This window comes from Nocardioides sp. AN3 (assembly GCF_054653495.1).
This window is the reverse complement of the sequence record NZ_BAAIGC010000021.1, coordinates 25,899-43,866: the sequence shown is the minus strand read 5'-3', so window position 1 is coordinate 43,866 and position 17,968 is coordinate 25,899. Positions and strand designations below refer to the sequence as shown.

The window sequence follows — 17,968 nt, the reverse complement described above, 5'->3', positions numbered from 1 at the left end:
GTGGCTCTCTCTCGTGGTGGGGTCAGAAGAACCAGTGCTGGGGCTCGGTGTCGTGGGTGCGGACGTCGGCGAAGCGGCCGGCGTGGAAGGCGAGCGGCTCACCGGGGGAGCTGCAGGTCGCGGAGACGGCTCCGAGCACGACGGTGTGGTCACCAGCCTCGACCACTCGGTCGACCGCGCAGTCGAGGTGCGCGAGCGCGTTCGGTACGACGGGCAGGGAGTGCTCGCCGTACTCCAGGTGGAGCCCGGCGAAGTGGTCCTCGCCGCGGGCAGCGAAGCGCAGTGCGATCTCCTGCTGTCGGCGGGCGAGGACGTTGACCACGAACCGGCCACGCTCGACGACCGCCTCGGCGGTGCGCGCGCCGTGGTTGAAGCACACCAGCAGCAGCGGCGGGTCGAGCGACACCGAGGTCAGTGAGTTCACTGTCATCCCGTGCGGCACGCCGTCCAGCTCGGTGGTGATCACCGCGACGCCGGTGGCGAAGCGGCCCATGGTCTGCCGCATCTGCATCGGGTCGATGAGGGGCTCGGTCATCGTGGTCACCTCCCTCAGGCCTCGCGGGGACCCGGGTAGCGGACCTCGAAGGTCAGCACGCCCTCGTCGGTGCGCCACGGGCCGTGCGGCATGCCCGGCGGGCGGCAGGCGTACTGGCCGGCCACGAAGGTCTGCCCGAGGGTGATGTCGTAGAAGGAGCCCTCGAGGATGTAGACCTCCTCCCAGAAGTCGTGGCGCTGCGCGCCCATCGGCGTGGAGTCGGCGCCTGCCTCGTAGCGCAGGATCCGCGTGGCGATGCCCGTCTCGGGGTCGCGGGCGAGGATCCGCTCCGTGATCAGCGGGTCGTCCCCCGGGCACACGGTGAACGCGACGTCCGTGACTGGGTGGAACTCGAGCTCGGGCTTCATCGGGCGACCTCGTTCGTGGCGGAGTAGCTGGACAGGAACGCGTCGACACTCGCGACGGCGGAGCCGTAGTCGAAGTTGCGGAACGAGTAGCCCTTGGCGACGAACGGCGCGCCGGCGTAGAACATCTCGTACTGCTGGTGGCGTCCGGCGAACTCGGAGCCGACCGCGTCCCAGACCAACTTGAAGAGCTTGATCCGGTCCTCGGCGCCGACGCCGGGGCTGGACACGTAACGCTCCATGTCGACCGAGGTGTCGGCTCCGAGCAGCTCGGCGGCCGAGGACGGCACCTGGAGCACGCCGCCGCCGACCAGCTCGCGGACGATGGCGATGACCCGGGGGTGCAGCTCGGCCTGCAGGCCCATCACGCCGTAGAGCGCGGGTGCGCCGGGGCGGTGCAGACCCTGGTCGTCGGTGTGCGCGGTGAACTGTGCGGCATCGATGCCGGACTCCACGATGGAGACCAGGCTGGCGAGCTCGCCGAGCTTCTCGACGACGCCGGGGAACCGGTCGACGCCGTTGACGGCGGCGACCTTGCGGGCCAGGCCGGCGAGGAAGCGCAGCTTCGTGGCGAAGCGGATCTGGGCCTGGAAGTTGCCCAGGACGTGCGCGCCGGTGTCGAAGAACTGGCGGCGCAGGCCGGCGACGTCGCGGTGGACGAAGACGTCCTTCCACGGGATGAAGACGTCGTCGAAGACAAGCAGGGCGTCGGTCTCGTCGTACCGGCTGCTCAAGGGGTAGTCGAACTCGCTCGTCGCGCCGGTGGCGTACGGGCGGCGGCAGTAGAGCTTGAGCCCGGGTGCCCCGACGGGAACGGTGAAGGAGTTTGCGAACACCGCGTCCTCGTCCTGCAGCGGCTTGATGCAGGACACCAGGATCTCGTCGGCCACGGCGCCGCCGGTGGCCAGCATCTGCGCGCCCCGGACGACGATGCCGTCGGGCCGCTCCTCCTTCTTGATGCCGACCTGGACCAGGTCGCCCTCCCAGGCGTGCGCAGTGGTGGCACGGGAAACCTGCGGCGGGATGATGGCGTAGGAGACGTACAGGTCGTCCTCGATCACCCGGCGATGGAAGGCCGCGACGTTGTCGCGCAGCTTCTCGTCGAACGCCTCGGGGTGCGTGGAGAACGCGGCGAGGAACGCGCCGACGTGGTCGGGGGAGCGCCCGACCCAGCCCTGGGTCGCGTCGGCCCAGACCTGGGCGGCGACCCGGTAGGCGGCGAGGTCGCCGGCGTCGCGGGGTGCCAGGTAGAGGCGGTTGACGACGGCACCGGTGCCGTGGTCGATGGCCTGCATGCCGTTGGCCTCGTCGGCCGCGAGGTCGAAGAGCCGCCCGATGGTGCGGGCGATCGGCGCGAACGCAGGGTGGTGGGCGATGTCCTTGACGGGCTCGCCGTCGACGATGACGGTACGGCCGTCGTCGAGGCTGGACAGGTAGTCGGCGCTGGTGCGCATCAGGGGTTCCTCACTTTCACGGTGTAGCTGAGCTCGAGGCGGTCGAGGCCGGGTGCCTCGAGGGTCATGCGCCAGTCGGTGCCGGCGCGGAAGGTCCCGTCGATGAGCGGCACGGTGCCGCCGAACAGGACCAGATCGCCGTCGCCGGGGTCGGGGCAGCGAGTCAGGGTGTCGGCCAGCGGCCGCAGGGCGGCGAGGGTGCCGTCCTGGTAGAGGTCGCCGTCGACCCAGGACCGGATCCGGATCCGCTCCCACTCGGGTGCGGCCGGGTCGGTGCCGAGCCGGATTGCCGTACGGCCGATCGGCTTGGGGCAAGCGGCCTTGGAGTCGCCGATGTCGGTGCGCTCCAGGTCGCGGTCGGTGTGGTCGGACCCGACGCCGAGCCAGAAGTGGCCGGCCGTCCGGATCAGGACCGGCTCCACCTCGCCGGACGTGTAGTCGCCCGCCACCGTGATGGTGCCGGCCGTCGTGAGCCGGTCGTCCGGCATCGGGTAGTAGGCCGGCACGCTCGCGGGGGCCGGTACGCCGATGGCGGCCAGCTCGTCGATGTGGTGGCGGACGGCGGCCTCGTCGCTGCCGGTGTAGCCGGCGACGACCAGGCGGGTGTTGTCGGCCGCCAGGGTCGGGATGGGCTCGGTGTTCATGCGTGCTCCTCGAGGGCGTCGATGGCGTCGATGGGATGGGGGTCGGTGGCCGACCGGGGTGCGGCCGTGGGCCAGCGGCGGTCGGCGAGCGCGGGGAAGTCGGCGCGGACACGCCCCGGGAGAGCGATGTCGACCTCGGCAAAGGTGAAGCCCTCGTCCTCGCCGGCCTCGGCGACGACCTCGCCCCACGGGTCGACGACCCGGCTGTGGCCGCCGAGCCGGACGCCGCGCTGGTCGCCGACGGCGTTGCAGGCCGCGAGCCAGGTCTGCTGCTCGACGGCGCGCACGGAGGTGAACAGCCGCCAGTGCGCGAGCCGCGCGGCAGGCCACGCCGCGCACACCGCCAGTTGCTCCGCGCCGAGGTCGACCAGCGAGCGGAACAGCTCGGGGAAGCGGAGGTCGTAGCAGGTGGTGATGCCGGTCGGGACGGCGCCGACCGGGCCGACCGAGACCCGCTCGCCCGGGGTCAGGAGCTCCTGCTCCTCGGAGCCGTAGCCGAAGACGTGGACCTTGCGGTACAGGTTGGAGATGGTGCCGTCGGGCGCGACCACCACCGAGGTGTTGCTGAGGCGGCCGGCGCAGTCCCGCTCCACGAAGCTGCCGAGGTGGACGTCGATGCCGAGGTCGCGGGCCCAGCCGTGGGCCAGCGCGAGGGTCGGGCCGTCGAGCGGTTCGGCGGCGTCGGCGTACGCGTCGAAGGCGTTGTAGCCCACACCCCAGAGCTCGGGGAGCAGCAGTGCATCGGCATGGCGGAGCCGGGTCTCGGCGCGGACGGTCGCGTCGACGCGGCGGCGGCGGGCCTCGGGGGACTCGTCGTCGGGGCTCGCGACCTGGAGCAGTGCGAGAAGCATGCTCGGAAGTCTGTGACGCGGGACACGTCGTCGATATCGCAGAAGCGCGGCCGCGCTGTCGGATTCGCGCGGGCCGAGATCGAGGTCAGTGGTGGCTGTTGCGGAAGGCCGAGGGCGGTCCGCCGTAGCGGGCCTTGAAGGCGCTGCCGAACTCGCCCAGGTGGTAGAAGCCGCATGCGTAGGCGACCTCGGTGACGCTCAGGTCACCCGCGCCGAGCAGGACCCGGGCGCGCTCGAGCCGCTGCGCGCGCAGCCACTGCAGCGGCGTGGTGTCCAGGTCGCGACGGAACGCCTCCTGCAGGCTGCGGACACTGACTCCGCACGCGGCCGCGACCTCACCGATGCCGATCGGCTCGCCCAGCCGGTCGCTCATGTACGCCGTCGCGCGGCGGACCCGCTCCGACGGCGCGGCGCCGCCGCCCAGCGCTGCGCTGCGGTCGTGCGGCTGAGTCAGCAGCAGGGTCTCGACCAGGAGCTGCTCCACCTGCCACAGCAGCTGGGGCCGGGTGCCGGCCAGCCCGCTGGCGGCGAGCTCGACCGCGCTCAGCAGCAGCCCGTCGAGCCGCGAGACCTCGGGCGCCAGGGCGAGCTCGAAGTGGACCGGTCCGGTGACGCCGGTCAACGCAGCGGCTGCGGTCTCGACTCGGGTACGGTCCAGGCGCACGATCAGCTGGTCGAAGGAGGCATCGATGTCGAAGGCGAACTCCCGGTAGGGGCCGATGAGCACCCCGCGCGTCGGGGTCGCGTCGGCGCGCTCCGCGCCGTACCGGAAGCATGCGTGGCCGCCGACCGGCAGGGTGAGCAGGAAGTTGTCGTCGTCGCTCACCGCCGGCGCCACGGTGACGTCCGCGCCGTAGACGAGACGGTTCACCGAGAAGCCGCCGACGGCGAGGTGGGTCAGGCTGGTTCCCAGCCCTGCTGCCGAGCGGACCTGCAGGTGGTGGGGACGCAGCGTGCCGTTGCAGGCGGCCATCACCTCGTCGGGATCGGTCGCGGCGGACAGCACGGTCTCGCCACGCGTGGTGGTGGCGTGAGCGAGGTCGATGCTGGTCATCCGGTCTCCGCTGCTATCCCCGGTGCGGTTCCCTGACATGGTCCGTGATCGCTTCGAACATCCGCAACGTGCTGCTCATCCGGGCCTCGTCCTCGGGCACGGGCCAGCTGGACAGCTTCACGCCGACCAGGCGGGCCGCGCGGTCGACGTACACGAGCTGGCCGTGGATGCCGATGCAGAGCGCTCGCTCGCCGCCGGACGGGACCCAGAGCTGGCTGCGGTAGTGGCCGCCGGGGAGGTACGCCGCCTCCGGGCCGGCTGCGAAGGCCGCCACCAGGTCGGGCGATCCGGCGAAGATGTCGTCGATCCAGGCCTGGCTGATGACCCGCTCCCCGGTGGGCGCGACGCCGCCGCCGAGGATCGTGGCGCCGAAGCGGGCGAGGTCGCGCAGGGTCGCGTTGACGCCGCCGTCGCACATCGCGGAGCCCTCGGCGTCGACGCAGAGGAGGGCGTCGTGCTCGGCGCCGAGCCGGGACCAGACGAGGTCCGAGATCAGGTCGGCGAGGGGCGCCTGCCCGGCCGCCTCGCAGATCCAGCCGAGGACGTCGGTCTCGCAGCTGCGGTAGCGGAACGGGCCTCCGTGCGACCGCTCGGCGACCAGGGTGCGCAGGAAGGCGTGCAAGGTCGCCGGCCCGCCGCTGACGTGCGGGGCCCAGCCGACCGCCTCGTCGAGCAGGCGCACCTCGGCGGTCGGGTCGAGGTAGTCCTCGCTGAAGCGGATGCCGGTGCGCATGTCGAGCATGTCGCGAACGGTCGCGCCGGCGTACCCGCTGGTCGCGAGCTCGGGGAGGTACGACGTCACCTGCCGACCCGGGGCCAGCAGCCCGCGGTCCACCAGCGCTCCCGCCGTCACGCCGACCACCGACTTGCTGACCGACATCAGCAGGTGCCGGGTGGCGGGGGTCATCGGGGCGACGTACTCCTCGGCCAGGACGCGCCCGTCCTGCACGACCAGCCAGGCATCGGTCTCGGTCGCCGCCACCACGTCGGCCACGGTGCCGAGCTCGGGGGCGACCAGAAGGTCGGCGAGCGGCGCCGGAGCCGCCGGCCAGGCGGAGGCCGGACGATTGCCCCGGCGGATCGTGGCGGTGGGCAGGAAGGAGTCGATCTGCTGGAAGGACGTCCGCACCATCGCGGGCGACTGCCAGTCGGCGACGGTGGGCACGACGCGGGACGTGGTCACGACGCTGCTCCGAACTCGGCGGCCACGGAGGCGAGGAGCCGGGTGAGCCCGTCCTCGAAGGCGTCGTCGGCGCGCCGGTGGTCGCTCGGCTGGGCGGCCAGGGCGGCGGCGAGCGCCGGGGCCTCGACGCCCTCGGGGATCTCCCACATCACCTCGGGTGCGGCCAGGTCGAGTGCCGAGCCGATGACGAAGTTGTCGACTGCGTTGAGGACCTGCATCGCGTTGGCGACGGGGATCCCCGCATCGGTGAGGCGCACGATCATCCGGTCGTAGGCGCGGATCACGGCCGCCGAGCGCACCGTGGCGGTGGTGAGCAGGGGGACGATCCGTGGGTGCGCGGCGAAGACCGCCCGGTAGGAGCGGCAGAACCCGGCGAGCGCGACGTCCCACGGCTCGTCGTCGAGCGTGGTCGCGTCGATCTCGCTCGCGACCTGCTCGCGGAGCAGCTCGATCACGCCCGCGCGGCCCTCGACGTGGTGGTAGAGGGAGGAAGTCCCGACGCCGAGCTCGCGGGCCAACGCGGGCAGGTTCACGTCGCCGGTCTGGTCGACCAGCTCGAGCGCGGCGCGGCCGATCCGGGCGCGATCGAGGACGGCCTTGCGGGGCCGTCCGGCTCGTCGCCTCGTCTGCACCGTCATGCTTCCCTCTTCCCTTCGCGTGTGATCGGGCTTACAGTACTCCAAATCCTAAATCGAAACGATTTCTATTAATGGAGCTGGTCGATGTCCACCACCACCCCAGGAACGGGGCTGAAGCGCGACGCGCTCGGCAGCCGTGACCTCGTCTTCATCGTCGTCTCGGCCGCCGCACCGCTGATGGTGATGGTCGGGGTCGCCCCGCTGGCGATCATGATCGGCGGCATCGGCGCGCCGGCGGCGTACGTCTTCGCGGGCATCACCCTCGCGATCTTCGCCGTCGGGTTCACCACCATGTCGCGGCACGTCGACAACGTCGGAGCCTTCTACTCCTACATCGCCGTCGGCCTCGGTCGCACGGCCGGCGTGGTCGCCGCCCTGGTCGCGCTGGTGTCCTACAACGCGCTGCAGATCGGGGTCTACGGGCTGTTCGGCGTCGCCGCCGAGGGCACGTTCGCCGACGTGTTCGGGATCGACCTGCCGTGGTGGGCGTACGCCGTCGGCGCCATCGTCGTCGTCTGGTTCGTCGGCTTCCGCAGCGTCGACTTCGGCGCCAAGCTCCTCGCCGTCCTGCTCACGGCCGAGACCGGTCTGCTGCTCGTCCTGGCCGTCGCGATCCTGGTGCAGGGCGGGGCCGGCATCGGCCTCGACTCCTTCGCCCCCGCGCACCTGTTCGTCCGTCCGATGACCGTCATCCTGCCCACCGCCTTCGCCGCGTTCATGGGCTTCGAGGCCACCGTCATCTACCGCTCCGAGACCCGCGACCCGAAGCGCACCATCCCGCGCGCGACGTACGCCGCCGTGGCGATCCTTGCCCTGACCTACGCCTTCATCGTGTGGGCGATCATCCAGGCCTTCGGCGCGCAGAAGGCCGTCGGCGCCGCGGCCGCCGACCCGGTCGGCATGTTCTTCACCGCCTCGGACACCTACGTCGGCAGCTGGTTCAGCACCGTCATGCACCTGCTGATCGTCACCAGCATCCTGGCCAGCCTGGTCGCCTTCCACAACGCCGTCACGCGCTACGCCCTCGCCATCGCGAACGAGGGCCTGCTGCCCGCCGCGCTGGCCAAGGTGCACGCCGGCACCCGGTCGCCGTACGTCGCCGGCCTGGCGCAGACCGCTCTCGCGCTGGTGATCGTCGTCGGGTTCGCGGTCGCGCACGCCGACCCGTACTCCCAGCTGCTGATCTGGGTGAACACCCCGGGCATCTTCGGGATCCTGCTGCTGCAGGTGGCGGCGGCGCTGTCCGTCGTCGTCTACTTCCACCGCCGCAGCACCGCCGAGGGCGCGTGGCGCACCGTCGTCGCGCCGATCCTCTCGGCCGCGCTCATGGTCGTCGCCATGTACCTGTCGGCGCGCAACATCTCGTTCCTGACCGGTACGACCGGCACCGTCAACGAGGTCCTGCTCTGGACCATCCCGGTGACCTGCCTGGTCGGCGTCGCCTGGGCGCTGTGGTTGCGGCAGCGGCGGCCGGCGGTCTTCGAGGCCGTCGCGTCCGGCTGCGACGTCGAGCCGGTGACGGTGACCGCGTGAGCGCCGACCTGCTCCTCGTCGGTACGACGGTCCGCACCCTCGACCCGCGGCGTCCGATGGCCTCGGCCGTCGCGGTCGCGGGCGACCGGATCGTCGCGCTGGACGACGACGCCCTCGTCCTGCGCGGTTCGCGCACCGAGGTCGTCGACCTGGGCGGTGCGGTGACGACGCCCGGGCTGGTCGACGGGCACACCCACCCGGTGTTCGGAGTGGCCTCCTTCCTCGGAGCGGACCTGTCGTCGTGCCGGGACCTGGCCGACCTGCGGGCCGCGCTGTCTGTTGCCGGCGCCGCCGAGGGCGAGTGGGTGGTCGGCTTCGCCCTCGACCACAACGTCTTCGGTGGCGCGGCTCCGACCAACGACGTGCTGGAGGAGGTGCTGCCCGGCCGCCCCGTCTTCGTCCGCCTGTACGACGGACACTCGGCCCTGGCCAGCCGCGAGGCGCTGCGCAGCGCGGGCGTGACCGGGCCGCGCGAGTTCGAGCAGCGCGCCGAGATCGTCTGCGACCCCGACGGACGGCCCACCGGCTTCCTGCTCGAGCACGCGGCGATGGAGGCCGTGCAGGCCGCGATGCCGCCGACCGACCCCGGCGTCGTACGTGACCAGCTGCGGGCCGCGCTCGAGGGCATGGCGCGCACCGGCATCACCGGCACGACCATGATGGACGCCGAGTCGGGCGCCCTGGGTCTGCTGGCCTCCTTCGAGGAGCACCACGACCTCCCGGTCCGGCTGCGGGTCGCGCCGTGGTGCATGCCCGGCGCGGACGTCGAGGACGTGATCGCGCTGCAGGGTCGGCACGGCCGTCGCTGGGCGGTCGAAGCGGTGAAGTTCTTCATGGACGGCACCGTCGAGGGCGGCAGCGCCTGGCTGGAGCACCCCGACTGCCACGGGCAGGGGGACGCCGCGTTCTGGCGCGACCCGGCGGCGTACACGAAGGCGGTGCAGCGACTGGCCGAGGCCGGCGTGCAGACGGCGACCCACGCCATCGGCGACGCCGCTGTCCGGCACGTGGTCGAGAGCCTGGAGAACGTCGACACCGGCGGCGTCCGGCACCGCATCGAGCACCTCGAGACGATGCCGCGCGAGCTGGTACGCCGGGTCGTCGGCGCTGGTCTCGTGGCGTCGATGCAGCCGCCGCACGTGGGCTACACGCGCGCCGACCACTCCGACGAGTGGTCGCGCAGGCTCGGCCCCGAGCGCGCCAACCGCGCCTGGGTGTGCCGCGAGATCCGCGACGCCGGCGGTGTCCTCGTGCTCGGCTCGGACTGGCCCATCGCCGACTACGACGCCCGCGGCGTGCTCGCCTACGCGCGGCTGCGCCGCGCGCCCCACACCGACCTCCCCCCGGTCGGCCCCGAGCAGGCGCTCACCGGCCTGATGGCGCTCGAGGGCATGACCACCCACGCCGCCATCGCCGACGGAGCCGGTGACGCGGGCAAGGTCGCGGTCGGCTGCCGCGCCGACCTGACCGCGTTCACCGTCGACCCGGTCGAGACGCCCGCCGACGAGGTGGCGTCGGCGCCGATCGCCCTCACGGTTAGCGGAGGCGTCGTGACACATCGATCGAACTAGGCGAACTCGTATGTGATCCCGTCTGGCGTCGCGTCAACATTCGGAAGGCGACAAGAATCAGATCTGGCTTTGAATGCCGGCCAGGAGCGTGCGGGCCATCACGATCCGCTGGACCTGGTTGGTGCCCTCGTAGATCTGGGTGATCTTCGCATCCCGCATCATCCGCTCCACCGGGTAGTCCCGCGTGTCCCGCGTGTAGCCGTAGCCACCCAGCGCCTGGACCGCGTTCGTGGTGACCTCCATCGCCACGTCCGAGGCGAAGCACTTCGCCGCCGCACCGAAGAACGTCAGACCAGAGTCGCCGCGCTCGGAGCGGCCCGCGGCGGCGTACGTCAGCTGACGCGCGGCCTCGACCTTCATCCCCATCTCGGCCAGCAGGAACTGCAGACCAAGGTCACCGACATCACCCGCGACGGCGACCAGGTCGTCGTGTCGACCGCGCACGGCACGGTGCGCGCGGAGCACGTCGTGCTGGCGACCAACGCCTTCGCCGGCGAGTGGGACATCACGCCCCGGCACCTCTCGGTGCCGCTCTACGTCGTCGAGGTGGAGACCGAGCCGATCGACCCGGCCCGGATCGCGGCGCTCGGCTGGACCAGCGGCACAAGCCTGGTCACCCAGCACGCGATCATGGAGAACTACCGGCTCACCCCACGCAACACCATCGTGTTCGGCGTACGCCGGCTCGAGCGCGGCACCGGCTACCCGCTCCCCGAGCGCACCCCGGATCCCGGCCTGGTCGCGGAGCTGGCGCGCGCCTTCGACACCCGTTTCCCGTCCCTCGCCGACGTCGCGCTCGAGCGGGCGTGGGGCGGCTGGATCGCCATCACGTCTTCGTGGCTGCCCGTCGCCGGGAGCATCGGCGACAACATCCACTACTCGATCGCGTGCAACGGGCACGGCCTCGCGCAGGCGCCGTATGTCGGAACGCTCATTGCCGATGCGATCATCGACGGCGCGCGCCACGAGGACATCGAGACCATCTGGCACGAGAAGCCGAGGTTCCCGCGGCCGATGATGATGGGACGCACTGGTCTGCGCACCATCTGGGCCTACGACCGGATCGCTGATGCCGTCAACGGCAGCCGCCGCAATGCCCGCCGGGGCGCCGCCGTCGCGCGGGAAGCCTGAGGCGAGGCGGGATGCACCGGTCCTGCTGTCGGTCGGGTGCTCCGCCAGCCACTGGCATCACGCGGAGCAAGGGCCCACTGTGCACGTACGGTGCACAGCAGGATCATCACGAACCGTCGGTGGGCGTCACCGATCCAGACGTTTCCGCTGGTCAGGCCTCCATTGACGTCACTCGATGACGGCGGACATCAAGCGTGCAGCGCTTCCCTGGTATTACTAGGAGGCCCATCTGTGCAGGTCATCAGAGCGGCCTTGACTCCTCATGCGCGTCATATGCGTGTCACGAGAGACGATCGAGGTGGAACGGCCAGGGCTGTCGCTGCTTCCTCGGCAAGGCTGTCGGCCGCACGTAGACATGCTGCCATGTCGCTGAGCGCATCGGAGTTCTACGAGGCGGGGCTCGCCTTGCCTCCGTCGGTGCGCAAGGACGTCGCCCTGCGGCTTCTGGAGTCACTTGAGGTCGTCGACCCCGAGACGGTCGATCGGGCGTGGACTGACGAGATCTCGACTCGGGTGGACGACATCCTCAGCGGCACGGTCGAGACGATCCCGGGTGACCGGGTCTTCGCGGAGTTGGCGGAGCGGCGAGCCGAACGCCGCGCATGACCCTCGGCTTCGACTTCCATCCGGAAGCCTGTGCCGAGTTCGTTGCGGCCGTCGACTGGTACGACCAGCGCGAGGTCGGTCTAGCCAGATTGCCCCTGTCGGGGCGCCCGTTCCGGGCTGAGAATGATGCTGCGGCCGCCCGGTGACGCCATTGTCCCTATGGTCCCTCGAGGCCGTGGTCTAGCTCTAGCCGGGTGGGGGAACCGCGCGATGGGCCCTTCAATGCTGCCGATCTGCTCGCTGGTGTCAGCGGGTGGTGTGAGCGCGAGGACAGTGCTGCGCAAGGGCCTCTCCCCGTTGGCCACCACGATCAGCATCACCCAGGGTGCGCCGGTGCTGGCCGGGATCCGACTCCGGGCCGGGAAGGCCGGCTCGGGCAAGGGCGCGGCCACGATGGTGCGCGAGGCGATCAGCACCGCCCGCGCCGCGGGCCACCGGCCGGATCCTCGTGCGGGGCGACTCCGCCTTCGGCAACAGTGCCGTGGTCGCGGCATGCCTGAAGGCGAAGGCCCGCTTCTCACTCGTGCTGGCCAAGAACCCGGCCGTGGCCGCCGCGATCGACTCGATCCCCGCCGACGCCTGGAGGCCGGTGCACTACCCCGGTGCCGTCTTGGACCCTGAGACCGGACGGTTGATCAGCGATGCGGAGGTCGCCGAGGTCGCCTTCACCGCGTTCGCCTCGACCAAGCAGCCGGTCACCGCCCGGCTGGTGGTGCGTCGGGTGCGCGACCAGGCCAAGCTCGCCGAGCTGTTCCCGGTCTGGCGCCATCACCCCTTCTTCACCAACAGTCTCGAGTCGACCGTCCAGGCCGACTTGACCCACCGGCGGCACGCGATCGTGGAGACCGTCTTCGCCGACCTGATCGACGGACCCTTGGCTCATATGCCGTCTGGGCGATTTCCTCCAACAGTGCGTGGGTGATCTGCGCGCTGATCACCCACAACCTGCTCCGCGCCGCGGGCACCTTCAGCCCGGCGGATTGGCCGTGGCCCGCGGCGCGACCCTGCGACGTCAGGTCATTCACGTCCCCGCGCGACTCGCCCGACGTCAACGCCGCCCGATGCTGCACCTGCCCGCGCACTGGCCTTGGGCCCAGCAGTGGCTGGCGATCTGGACCGGCGTGTTCGGGCCCGCGCTGGGACCACCTACAGCGGCCTGACCCATCCATCGCCGCACCGGCACGAGCGCACAACCCCCATCGTGGAAAGGCTGGCCAGACCAGCAGGACACGCCTGCCCTGGTGTGCCCGAGCCGAGCCGGAGTTGACTCAGGCCCGCCAGCGCCCATCGCCCCACTGATCGAGGCTAAGGATGCGCGGATGTGTGGGCGCCGTTTGCCTCTCATCGCGATGTTGCAGTCGCGAAGGAGACGGGTGTGCCGGCCGGGGGTGGATCGTCTCCGAGGCGGCCCTCGGCCGGCGAGAGGGCGGCGCGGTGTCCTCAAGGCGGCGGAGACGCAGCAATCAGGGGCGGTGGAAATGGCGCCACGGCTTGCGGGCTACGGACAGCGCCGGCGGCACGAATACCGTGCCAGACGAGGGGTCTAGCGAGGGTTCCTGAGCTCGCGGCTGTCGGCGCGTCTTGCCAGGATTGCGGGCATACGTACCTCTTCTGACGACCCGTTTGTCGCCCTTTCGACTCGCAGTCCCCGAGTCCCTACGCAAGGAAGTCCGCGTCCGGGCAATTCAAATGGACCTAGAGGTTCAGGACGTCATCGCCCAGGCGCTTCGCCAGTGGCTGAAGGACACCCGAGCGCCCGTCTGAGGCTCTCAGCCACGTACCGCGTTGCGCGAGGAACGTGGCGGGAGGGACGCGGGTGGGTGATGGCTCAGGCCGGTGGCAGCGCTCGGGGCATTTTACGTCGTCGGCGTCGAGCTCGGCGCGAGCATCTTGAAAGATCCACTCCACCAGTACGCCGACGAACGCCTCGCAAGCGCGGAGGCCCGCGTAGGCGAGACCTCGACGGGGAAGTCCTTGCGCGGAATCACACCCTCGTTCGGGCGGCGACGAGGGGAAGGTGCCGCTCTGCATCAAGTAGGGGAGTCAGACATCTGTCGGCCGAGTTCCCTCTTGAGAATCTTCCCCGTGGCGGTCGTGGGCAGGGCGGACACGAACTCGACGACCCGCGGGTACTTGTACGACGCCATCTCTGACCTGGTCCATGCGACGAGCTCGTCGGCGGTCAAATCTGAGCCGGGCTGACGGATGACGTAGGCCATGACCTCCTGGCCGTGCCTCTCGTGCGGCACCCCGATGACCGCAGCAAGGCTCACGTCCGGATGCGTCACCAACACTTCCTCGATCTCCCGGGGGTAGACGTTGAAGCCGCCCCTGATGATGAGGTCCTTCGAGCGATCGACGATGTAGTAGAAGCCGTCCTCGTCGCGTCGGGCGAGATCGCCGGTGCGGAACCAGCCCTCCTCGTCGATGACCTCGGCGGTCGCCCCAGGGCGTTGGTAGTACCCCTTCATCACGTTGTGTCCCTTGATGGCGATCTCGCCGATCGCCTCCGGGGACCAGGCGACCTCGGACCAGGAATCAGGCTCGATGAGCTTCATCTCGACGCCGGGGATGGGCTTGCCGATGGAGCCGGGTCGAGGCGGCTCACCGTACGGCGCGAACGAGGCGACGGGGGACGTCTCGGAAAGCCCGTACCCCTCGAGGATGGTGACACCGAGGCGTTTCTCGACCTCGCGGTGTATCTCGATCGGAAGTGCGGCACCACCGGAGATCGCGATGCGGAGATGCTTCGCCAGCGTCTCCGTGTCGGTGCCTTCGTCGAGGGCCCCGAGCAGTCCCCAGTACATCGTCGGCACGCCCGCGAAGATGCTCACCGACTCCCTCCGCATCGTCTCGATCGTGGGACCCGGCTCGAACCGCGGCAGCAGCACCACGGTCCCGCCGAAGGCGAAGGCACCGTTCTGGATGGTGGTCTGTCCGAACGAGTTGAACAACGGCAGCACGCAGAGGTACGTGTCCGGACGGTTCTCGTCGGAGCGGAACAGCTTGCCGCTCGCCAGGGCGTTGTCGCGCATGTTGCGGTGCCGCAGCTCGGCCCCCTTGGGCTGACCGGTGGTCCCGGAGGTGTAGAGGATGGCCGCGGTGTCGTCCCCGTCGGTGGTCACCGTCTCGAAGGTGGTCGGCTGACCCGCAACGGCCCGACCGAACGTCTCGGCGTCCTGGATCGGCGAGGGCGCGGCCCGGTCGGCTGTGATGACGAAGAACTCCCTGCAGCCACCGACCTGGTCGAGACCGGCCTTCGCCTCAGCGGCGATCGGTAGCTCCTCGGTGCCCTGAAAGGCGAAGAGCGCCTTCGCATCAGAGTCCTCCAGGTGATCGGCGATCTCGCGTTGCTTGAGCAGCACGTTGAGAGGTACGACGACGGCGCCTGCCTTGAGGATGCCGAAGTACACGATGGAGAAGTGCGGCAGGTTCGGGCACATCAGCGCGACCTTGTCGCCGGGCTGGATCCCGCGTTCCGCGAGCAGGTTGGCGACCTGGTTGGCAGCGGCGTCCACCTGCCCGTAGGTCAGGCGGGTCTCTCCCAGGACGAGGGCATCGCGGTCGGGGTGCGTGCGGGCCGAGCCTTCGAGCAGGGTGGCTAGGTTGAGCATGGCGGCTTCCTCGGGCTTCGTGGTGGATGACGGGGGCAGGGCTGGGCGGGGAGAAGCGGGCTCGGCAGAGATGGCCGGTGCGGCGGACGACGCGACCGTCCGCGAGGTCGCCGTCCTGCGGTTCAGCCGGTGATGTCCTTACCGAAGATGTTGCGCGCTACGACCCACTTGAGGACTTCGTTGGCGCCTTCGTAGATCTCGCCGATCTTGCTGTCGCGGTAGATCGCCTCGACCGGTCCCGGAGTGGCGTCCGCGCTCAGCTCTCGTGCGAAGCCGAGGCCGCCGAACGCCTGGGTGGCGTCGCGGGCCATGTCGACCGCGAGTCGGCTGCCGTAGATCTTCGCCATGGAAGCCTCGGGCTCGGGGAAGACCTCGCCGGCGTCGCGACGAAGTGCCGCCTTGAGGTAGAGCGTGCGCGCATTCTCGATCTCGGTCGCCCGCTCGGCCATCAGGAACTGCCAGTGCTGGTTGGCTGCCAGCTTGCGCCCGAACGCCTCGCGGGTCGAGAGATGCGCGACGGCGTGGTCGAAGGCGGCTTGCGCCATGCCGACACCGGCGGCCGCGATCCCGATCCGACCCAGGGTCAGGGTCGCGAGTGCGTGGCGAAGGCCCTGCCCGGGCTCGCCGCCCAGCAGCGCGTCGTCCATCAGCTCGACGTCGTCGAACCACACGTCCGCCGTGAGCTGACCGCGGTTGCCCATCTTCTGGTCCGGTTTCCCGACGCGAACCCCCGGTAGGGCGGTGTCGACGATGAACATCGACAGCCGATCGTCGGTGCGCGCGAGGGTGACGATGAAGCCGGCAACGGGGGAGTTGGAGATCCACCGCTTGCGCCCGTTGAGGACCCAGGTGTCGCCGTGCCGTTCGGCGACCGTCTGGACTGCTCGTGGGCTGAGGTCGGACGAGGCATCAGGCTCGGTCGTGGCGAAGGCGCCGACGACGCTGCCGTCGGCCACCGTCCGGAGCCACCTTTGCTGCTGGGCCTCGGTGCCGTGGGTCAGCACGTTGCCCGCGAGGATGCAATGGACGTCGACGACCGCGGCGATGCTGCTCGAGTAGTAGGCCAGCTCTTCGATCGCCACGGCTGTCGCCGTAGTTGGGTGGGCGAGGCCGTCGCCGCCGACCTCGGCGGCGTACGGCAGGCGGAAGAGGCCGGACTCGGCGAGGCCGTCGAACACCTGGCGCGGGAAGCCGTCGACCCGCTCGTCACCGTTGGCTATCTGGCGGGCGGCCGGCGCCACCACGTCTACCGCGATCTTCCGGACGCGGTCGCGGATCTCCCGCGTCTCGGTGGGGGAGAGCAGGTCGTGATAAAGCCTGTCGGCCTGGCGGACGGGGTGCAGCTGGGACATGGTTGCCTTTCGTCGGGCATCGAGTCAGAGGGTCGGGCTCGCCAGCACCCGCTGGGCTGCCCACGCGCCGGAGGCAGCCGCCGAAGGGTCACGCTCGGGTCAGCGTCGCTCGTCGCGCGTTGCGTCGACTTCCGTTGACCAGGTCGTTGAATCGGTCGACCGTCCAGATCGTCCGAAGACCTGCCCGGCCCACCATCACCGGACGCGGGAATTTGGGCTTCTCCGCCCACACCGTCTCCAGGTCTTCCGGTCGTTCGCCGTCGACGATGGCGTCGGCGATCAGAGCGCCCAGGTAGGGCGCCTGGGCCAGTCCGTGGCCGTTGCATGCAATCGAGTAGTAGATGTTGTCCTCGATCTGCCCGGCTAGAGGAAGAAATGACGAGGTCATCGCTATCCAGCCTCCCCACGCTCGTGCCACCCCGATATCGGCCAGGGCCGGAAATCGCATCGCAAACGCCTTGGCGAGCTCTTCGACCACCGCCGGGTCAGGCTGCCTCTGCGGAAGGGGATAGGTCATGCCCCGCTGGGGCCGTCGGACGCCGAAGACGATGGTGTTGCGCGATGTCAACCGGTAGTTCTCCATGAGGTTGTGCTGAGTAGCGAGTCCCGATCGGCTGGTCCAGCCGAGGTTCTTGAGACGGTCGGGATCGATCGGCTCGGTCTCCACCTCGATGACGTAGAGCGGTACCGAGAGATGCCGCGGGGTGATGTCCCACTCGCCGGAGTATGCGTTGGTCGACAACACGACCTTGTTGGCACGGACCAGACCCTGAGGCGTGACGAGGGTGAGCCCGCGGCCGTCGCGCCTCACGTCGGTGACCTTCGTTTGTTCGAATACTCGGGCCGACGAGCTCAGCAGCGCGCTGCGCACACCTCGGGTGAACTTACCGGGGTTCATCATTCCGCCAATGACCTCACGCATCCCGCCGAGGAAGCCGCGAGGGATCCCGAGCTCTTCGCTGGTGCCCAGCTCAACGTGGCCGCCGGCACGCTGAAGGATCTTGGCCACTCGGCGGACTCGGCCGAGCTGGCCACGCGAAACAGCCGCGAACACGTTGCCCGTCGGTTCATAGTCGCAATCGATGTCGTGCGTCTTGATGAGGCCTTCCACGTGATAGGCGGCGTGCTCGGCGAGCCGGACCATGCCGGGCATCTTCTTGCGTTCGAACAGGTTCAGCAGCTGGAGGTCCCCGCCGGGTGCGGCGACCAGCTGACCCGCGTTGCGAGAGCTGGAGCCGTGGCCGCAGAACTCGGCCTCGATCAGCACCACGTCCCGCCCGCGGTCGGCAAGCCGAAGTGCTGTCGACATGCCGCCGAGGCCACCGCCGATGACGGCGACATCGCAGATGATGTCGGCGGTCAGGCCGGGCAGGACGTCTGCCGGTGGATCGATCCAGCCGCTGAAGGTGGAGTAGTGAACGTTGTTGGTCTGCATTT

General features: G+C 70.2%; 15 protein-coding genes and 3 pseudogenes. 6 read left to right on the top strand and 12 right to left on the bottom strand.

Going from position 1 to position 17,968, the window contains the following annotated elements; all coding sequences use genetic code 11:
• Positions 1 to 22: 22 nt before the first annotated feature.
• The 8 genes from ACYQ1K_RS19750 to ACYQ1K_RS19715 form a co-directional block, all read right to left on the bottom strand.
• Positions 23 to 535 (bottom strand): flavin reductase family protein, encoded by a 513-nt coding sequence (locus ACYQ1K_RS19750; RefSeq protein WP_459984967.1) that lies wholly within the window; start codon positions 533 to 535, stop codon positions 23 to 25.
• A 14-nt stretch (positions 536 to 549) separates the two neighbouring features.
• Entirely contained in the window at positions 550 to 903 is a 354-nt protein-coding gene (locus ACYQ1K_RS19745; RefSeq protein WP_459984966.1) for a cupin domain-containing protein, read from the bottom strand.
• A complete protein-coding gene (locus ACYQ1K_RS19740) occupies positions 900 to 2,354 on the bottom strand; it encodes a 4-hydroxyphenylacetate 3-hydroxylase family protein (protein ID WP_459984965.1) in 1,455 nt (484 codons plus the stop codon). The genes ACYQ1K_RS19745 and ACYQ1K_RS19740 overlap by 4 nt, the downstream gene beginning before the upstream one ends.
• The gene (locus ACYQ1K_RS19735) at positions 2,354 to 2,998 is read right to left on the bottom strand and encodes a DUF2848 family protein (protein WP_459984964.1); all 645 of its coding nucleotides are present in this window, start codon (positions 2,996 to 2,998) and stop codon (positions 2,354 to 2,356) included. Before ACYQ1K_RS19735 ends, ACYQ1K_RS19740 begins: the two co-directional genes overlap by 1 nt.
• Complete coding sequence (locus ACYQ1K_RS19730; protein ID WP_459984963.1) at positions 2,995 to 3,849, bottom strand: nitrilase-related carbon-nitrogen hydrolase; 855 nt, start codon at positions 3,847 to 3,849, stop codon at positions 2,995 to 2,997. The genes ACYQ1K_RS19735 and ACYQ1K_RS19730 overlap by 4 nt, the downstream gene beginning before the upstream one ends.
• An 85-nt stretch (positions 3,850 to 3,934) precedes the next feature.
• Positions 3,935 to 4,903: an AraC family transcriptional regulator gene (locus ACYQ1K_RS19725; RefSeq protein WP_459984962.1), complete on the bottom strand. Its 969-nt coding sequence runs from the start codon at positions 4,901 to 4,903 to the stop codon at positions 3,935 to 3,937.
• Positions 4,904 to 4,916: 13 nt separating this feature from the next.
• Positions 4,917 to 6,086: a serine hydrolase domain-containing protein gene (locus ACYQ1K_RS19720; protein ID WP_459984961.1), complete on the bottom strand. Its 1,170-nt coding sequence runs from the start codon at positions 6,084 to 6,086 to the stop codon at positions 4,917 to 4,919.
• A complete protein-coding gene (locus ACYQ1K_RS19715; protein ID WP_459984960.1) occupies positions 6,083 to 6,724 on the bottom strand; it encodes a TetR/AcrR family transcriptional regulator C-terminal domain-containing protein in 642 nt (213 codons plus the stop codon). The genes ACYQ1K_RS19720 and ACYQ1K_RS19715 overlap by 4 nt, the downstream gene beginning before the upstream one ends.
• Positions 6,725 to 6,808: 84 nt before the next feature.
• Between ACYQ1K_RS19715 and ACYQ1K_RS19710 the strand changes: the two genes are divergently transcribed.
• Complete coding sequence (locus ACYQ1K_RS19710; protein ID WP_459984959.1) at positions 6,809 to 8,257, top strand: APC family permease; 1,449 nt, start codon at positions 6,809 to 6,811, stop codon at positions 8,255 to 8,257.
• Positions 8,254 to 9,828: an amidohydrolase gene (locus tag ACYQ1K_RS19705; RefSeq protein ID WP_459984958.1), complete on the top strand. Its 1,575-nt coding sequence runs from the start codon at positions 8,254 to 8,256 to the stop codon at positions 9,826 to 9,828. Before ACYQ1K_RS19710 ends, ACYQ1K_RS19705 begins: the two co-directional genes overlap by 4 nt.
• A 57-nt stretch (positions 9,829 to 9,885) precedes the next feature.
• Here the strand turns inward: ACYQ1K_RS19705 and ACYQ1K_RS19700 are convergent.
• Positions 9,886 to 10,218, bottom strand: a pseudogene (locus ACYQ1K_RS19700) (acyl-CoA dehydrogenase family protein); the annotation flags it as partial.
• Between ACYQ1K_RS19700 and ACYQ1K_RS19695 the strand changes: the two are divergent.
• From ACYQ1K_RS19695 to ACYQ1K_RS19685, 3 genes and pseudogenes are all read left to right on the top strand, one after another.
• A pseudogene (locus ACYQ1K_RS19695) lies at positions 10,132 to 10,959 on the top strand (NAD(P)/FAD-dependent oxidoreductase); the annotation flags it as partial. The pseudogenes ACYQ1K_RS19700 and ACYQ1K_RS19695 sit on opposite strands and share 87 nt — an antisense overlap.
• Before the next feature lie 363 nt (positions 10,960 to 11,322).
• On the top strand, positions 11,323 to 11,565 hold the full coding sequence (locus ACYQ1K_RS19690) for an addiction module protein (RefSeq protein ID WP_459984957.1): 243 nt from the start codon (positions 11,323 to 11,325) through the stop codon (positions 11,563 to 11,565).
• Between the two features lie 273 nt (positions 11,566 to 11,838).
• Positions 11,839 to 12,725, top strand: a pseudogene (locus ACYQ1K_RS19685) (IS1380 family transposase); the annotation flags it as partial.
• An 870-nt stretch (positions 12,726 to 13,595) separates the two neighbouring features.
• Here ACYQ1K_RS19685 and ACYQ1K_RS19680 read toward each other — a convergent pair.
• Positions 13,596 to 15,179: a long-chain-fatty-acid--CoA ligase gene (locus ACYQ1K_RS19680; RefSeq protein ID WP_459984956.1), complete on the bottom strand. Its 1,584-nt coding sequence runs from the start codon at positions 15,177 to 15,179 to the stop codon at positions 13,596 to 13,598.
• Between ACYQ1K_RS19680 and ACYQ1K_RS19675 the strand changes: the two genes are divergently transcribed.
• Positions 15,178 to 15,312 carry a hypothetical protein gene (locus ACYQ1K_RS19675; protein WP_459984955.1) on the top strand — a complete coding sequence of 45 codons (135 nt, stop codon included), beginning with the start codon at positions 15,178 to 15,180 and terminating at the stop codon, positions 15,310 to 15,312. The genes ACYQ1K_RS19680 and ACYQ1K_RS19675 overlap by 2 nt on opposite strands.
• On the opposite strand, the gene ACYQ1K_RS19670 is transcribed toward ACYQ1K_RS19675, so the two are convergent.
• On the bottom strand, positions 15,302 to 16,531 hold the full coding sequence (locus tag ACYQ1K_RS19670) for an acyl-CoA dehydrogenase family protein (RefSeq protein WP_459984954.1): 1,230 nt from the start codon (positions 16,529 to 16,531) through the stop codon (positions 15,302 to 15,304). The genes ACYQ1K_RS19675 and ACYQ1K_RS19670 overlap by 11 nt on opposite strands.
• An 88-nt stretch (positions 16,532 to 16,619) precedes the next feature.
• Positions 16,620 to 17,966: an NAD(P)/FAD-dependent oxidoreductase gene (locus ACYQ1K_RS19665; RefSeq protein ID WP_459984953.1), complete on the bottom strand. Its 1,347-nt coding sequence runs from the start codon at positions 17,964 to 17,966 to the stop codon at positions 16,620 to 16,622.
• Positions 17,967 to 17,968: the final 2 nt, after the last annotated feature.

Bases quoted from the DNA above. Each gene is read 5' to 3' on its own strand.
- ACYQ1K_RS19730 (WP_459984963.1), bottom strand. From the start codon at position 3,849: ATGCTTCTCGCACTGCTCCAGGTCGCGAGCCCCGACGACGAGTCCCCC.
- ACYQ1K_RS19690 (WP_459984957.1), top strand. From the start codon at position 11,323: ATGTCGCTGAGCGCATCGGAGTTCTACGAGGCGGGGCTCGCCTTGCCT.
- ACYQ1K_RS19745 (WP_459984966.1), bottom strand. From the start codon at position 903: ATGAAGCCCGAGCTCGAGTTCCACCCAGTCACGGACGTCGCGTTCACC.
- ACYQ1K_RS19670 (WP_459984954.1), bottom strand. From the start codon at position 16,531: ATGTCCCAGCTGCACCCCGTCCGCCAGGCCGACAGGCTTTATCACGAC.
- ACYQ1K_RS19665 (WP_459984953.1), bottom strand. From the start codon at position 17,966: ATGCAGACCAACAACGTTCACTACTCCACCTTCAGCGGCTGGATCGAT.
- ACYQ1K_RS19715 (WP_459984960.1), bottom strand. From the start codon at position 6,724: ATGACGGTGCAGACGAGGCGACGAGCCGGACGGCCCCGCAAGGCCGTC.
- ACYQ1K_RS19740 (WP_459984965.1), bottom strand. From the start codon at position 2,354: ATGCGCACCAGCGCCGACTACCTGTCCAGCCTCGACGACGGCCGTACC.
- ACYQ1K_RS19710 (WP_459984959.1), top strand. From the start codon at position 6,809: ATGTCCACCACCACCCCAGGAACGGGGCTGAAGCGCGACGCGCTCGGC.
- ACYQ1K_RS19675 (WP_459984955.1), top strand. From the start codon at position 15,178: ATGGCGGCTTCCTCGGGCTTCGTGGTGGATGACGGGGGCAGGGCTGGG.
- ACYQ1K_RS19750 (WP_459984967.1), bottom strand. From the start codon at position 535: ATGACCGAGCCCCTCATCGACCCGATGCAGATGCGGCAGACCATGGGC.
- ACYQ1K_RS19725 (WP_459984962.1), bottom strand. From the start codon at position 4,903: ATGACCAGCATCGACCTCGCTCACGCCACCACCACGCGTGGCGAGACC.
- ACYQ1K_RS19735 (WP_459984964.1), bottom strand. From the start codon at position 2,998: ATGAACACCGAGCCCATCCCGACCCTGGCGGCCGACAACACCCGCCTG.
- ACYQ1K_RS19680 (WP_459984956.1), bottom strand. From the start codon at position 15,179: ATGCTCAACCTAGCCACCCTGCTCGAAGGCTCGGCCCGCACGCACCCC.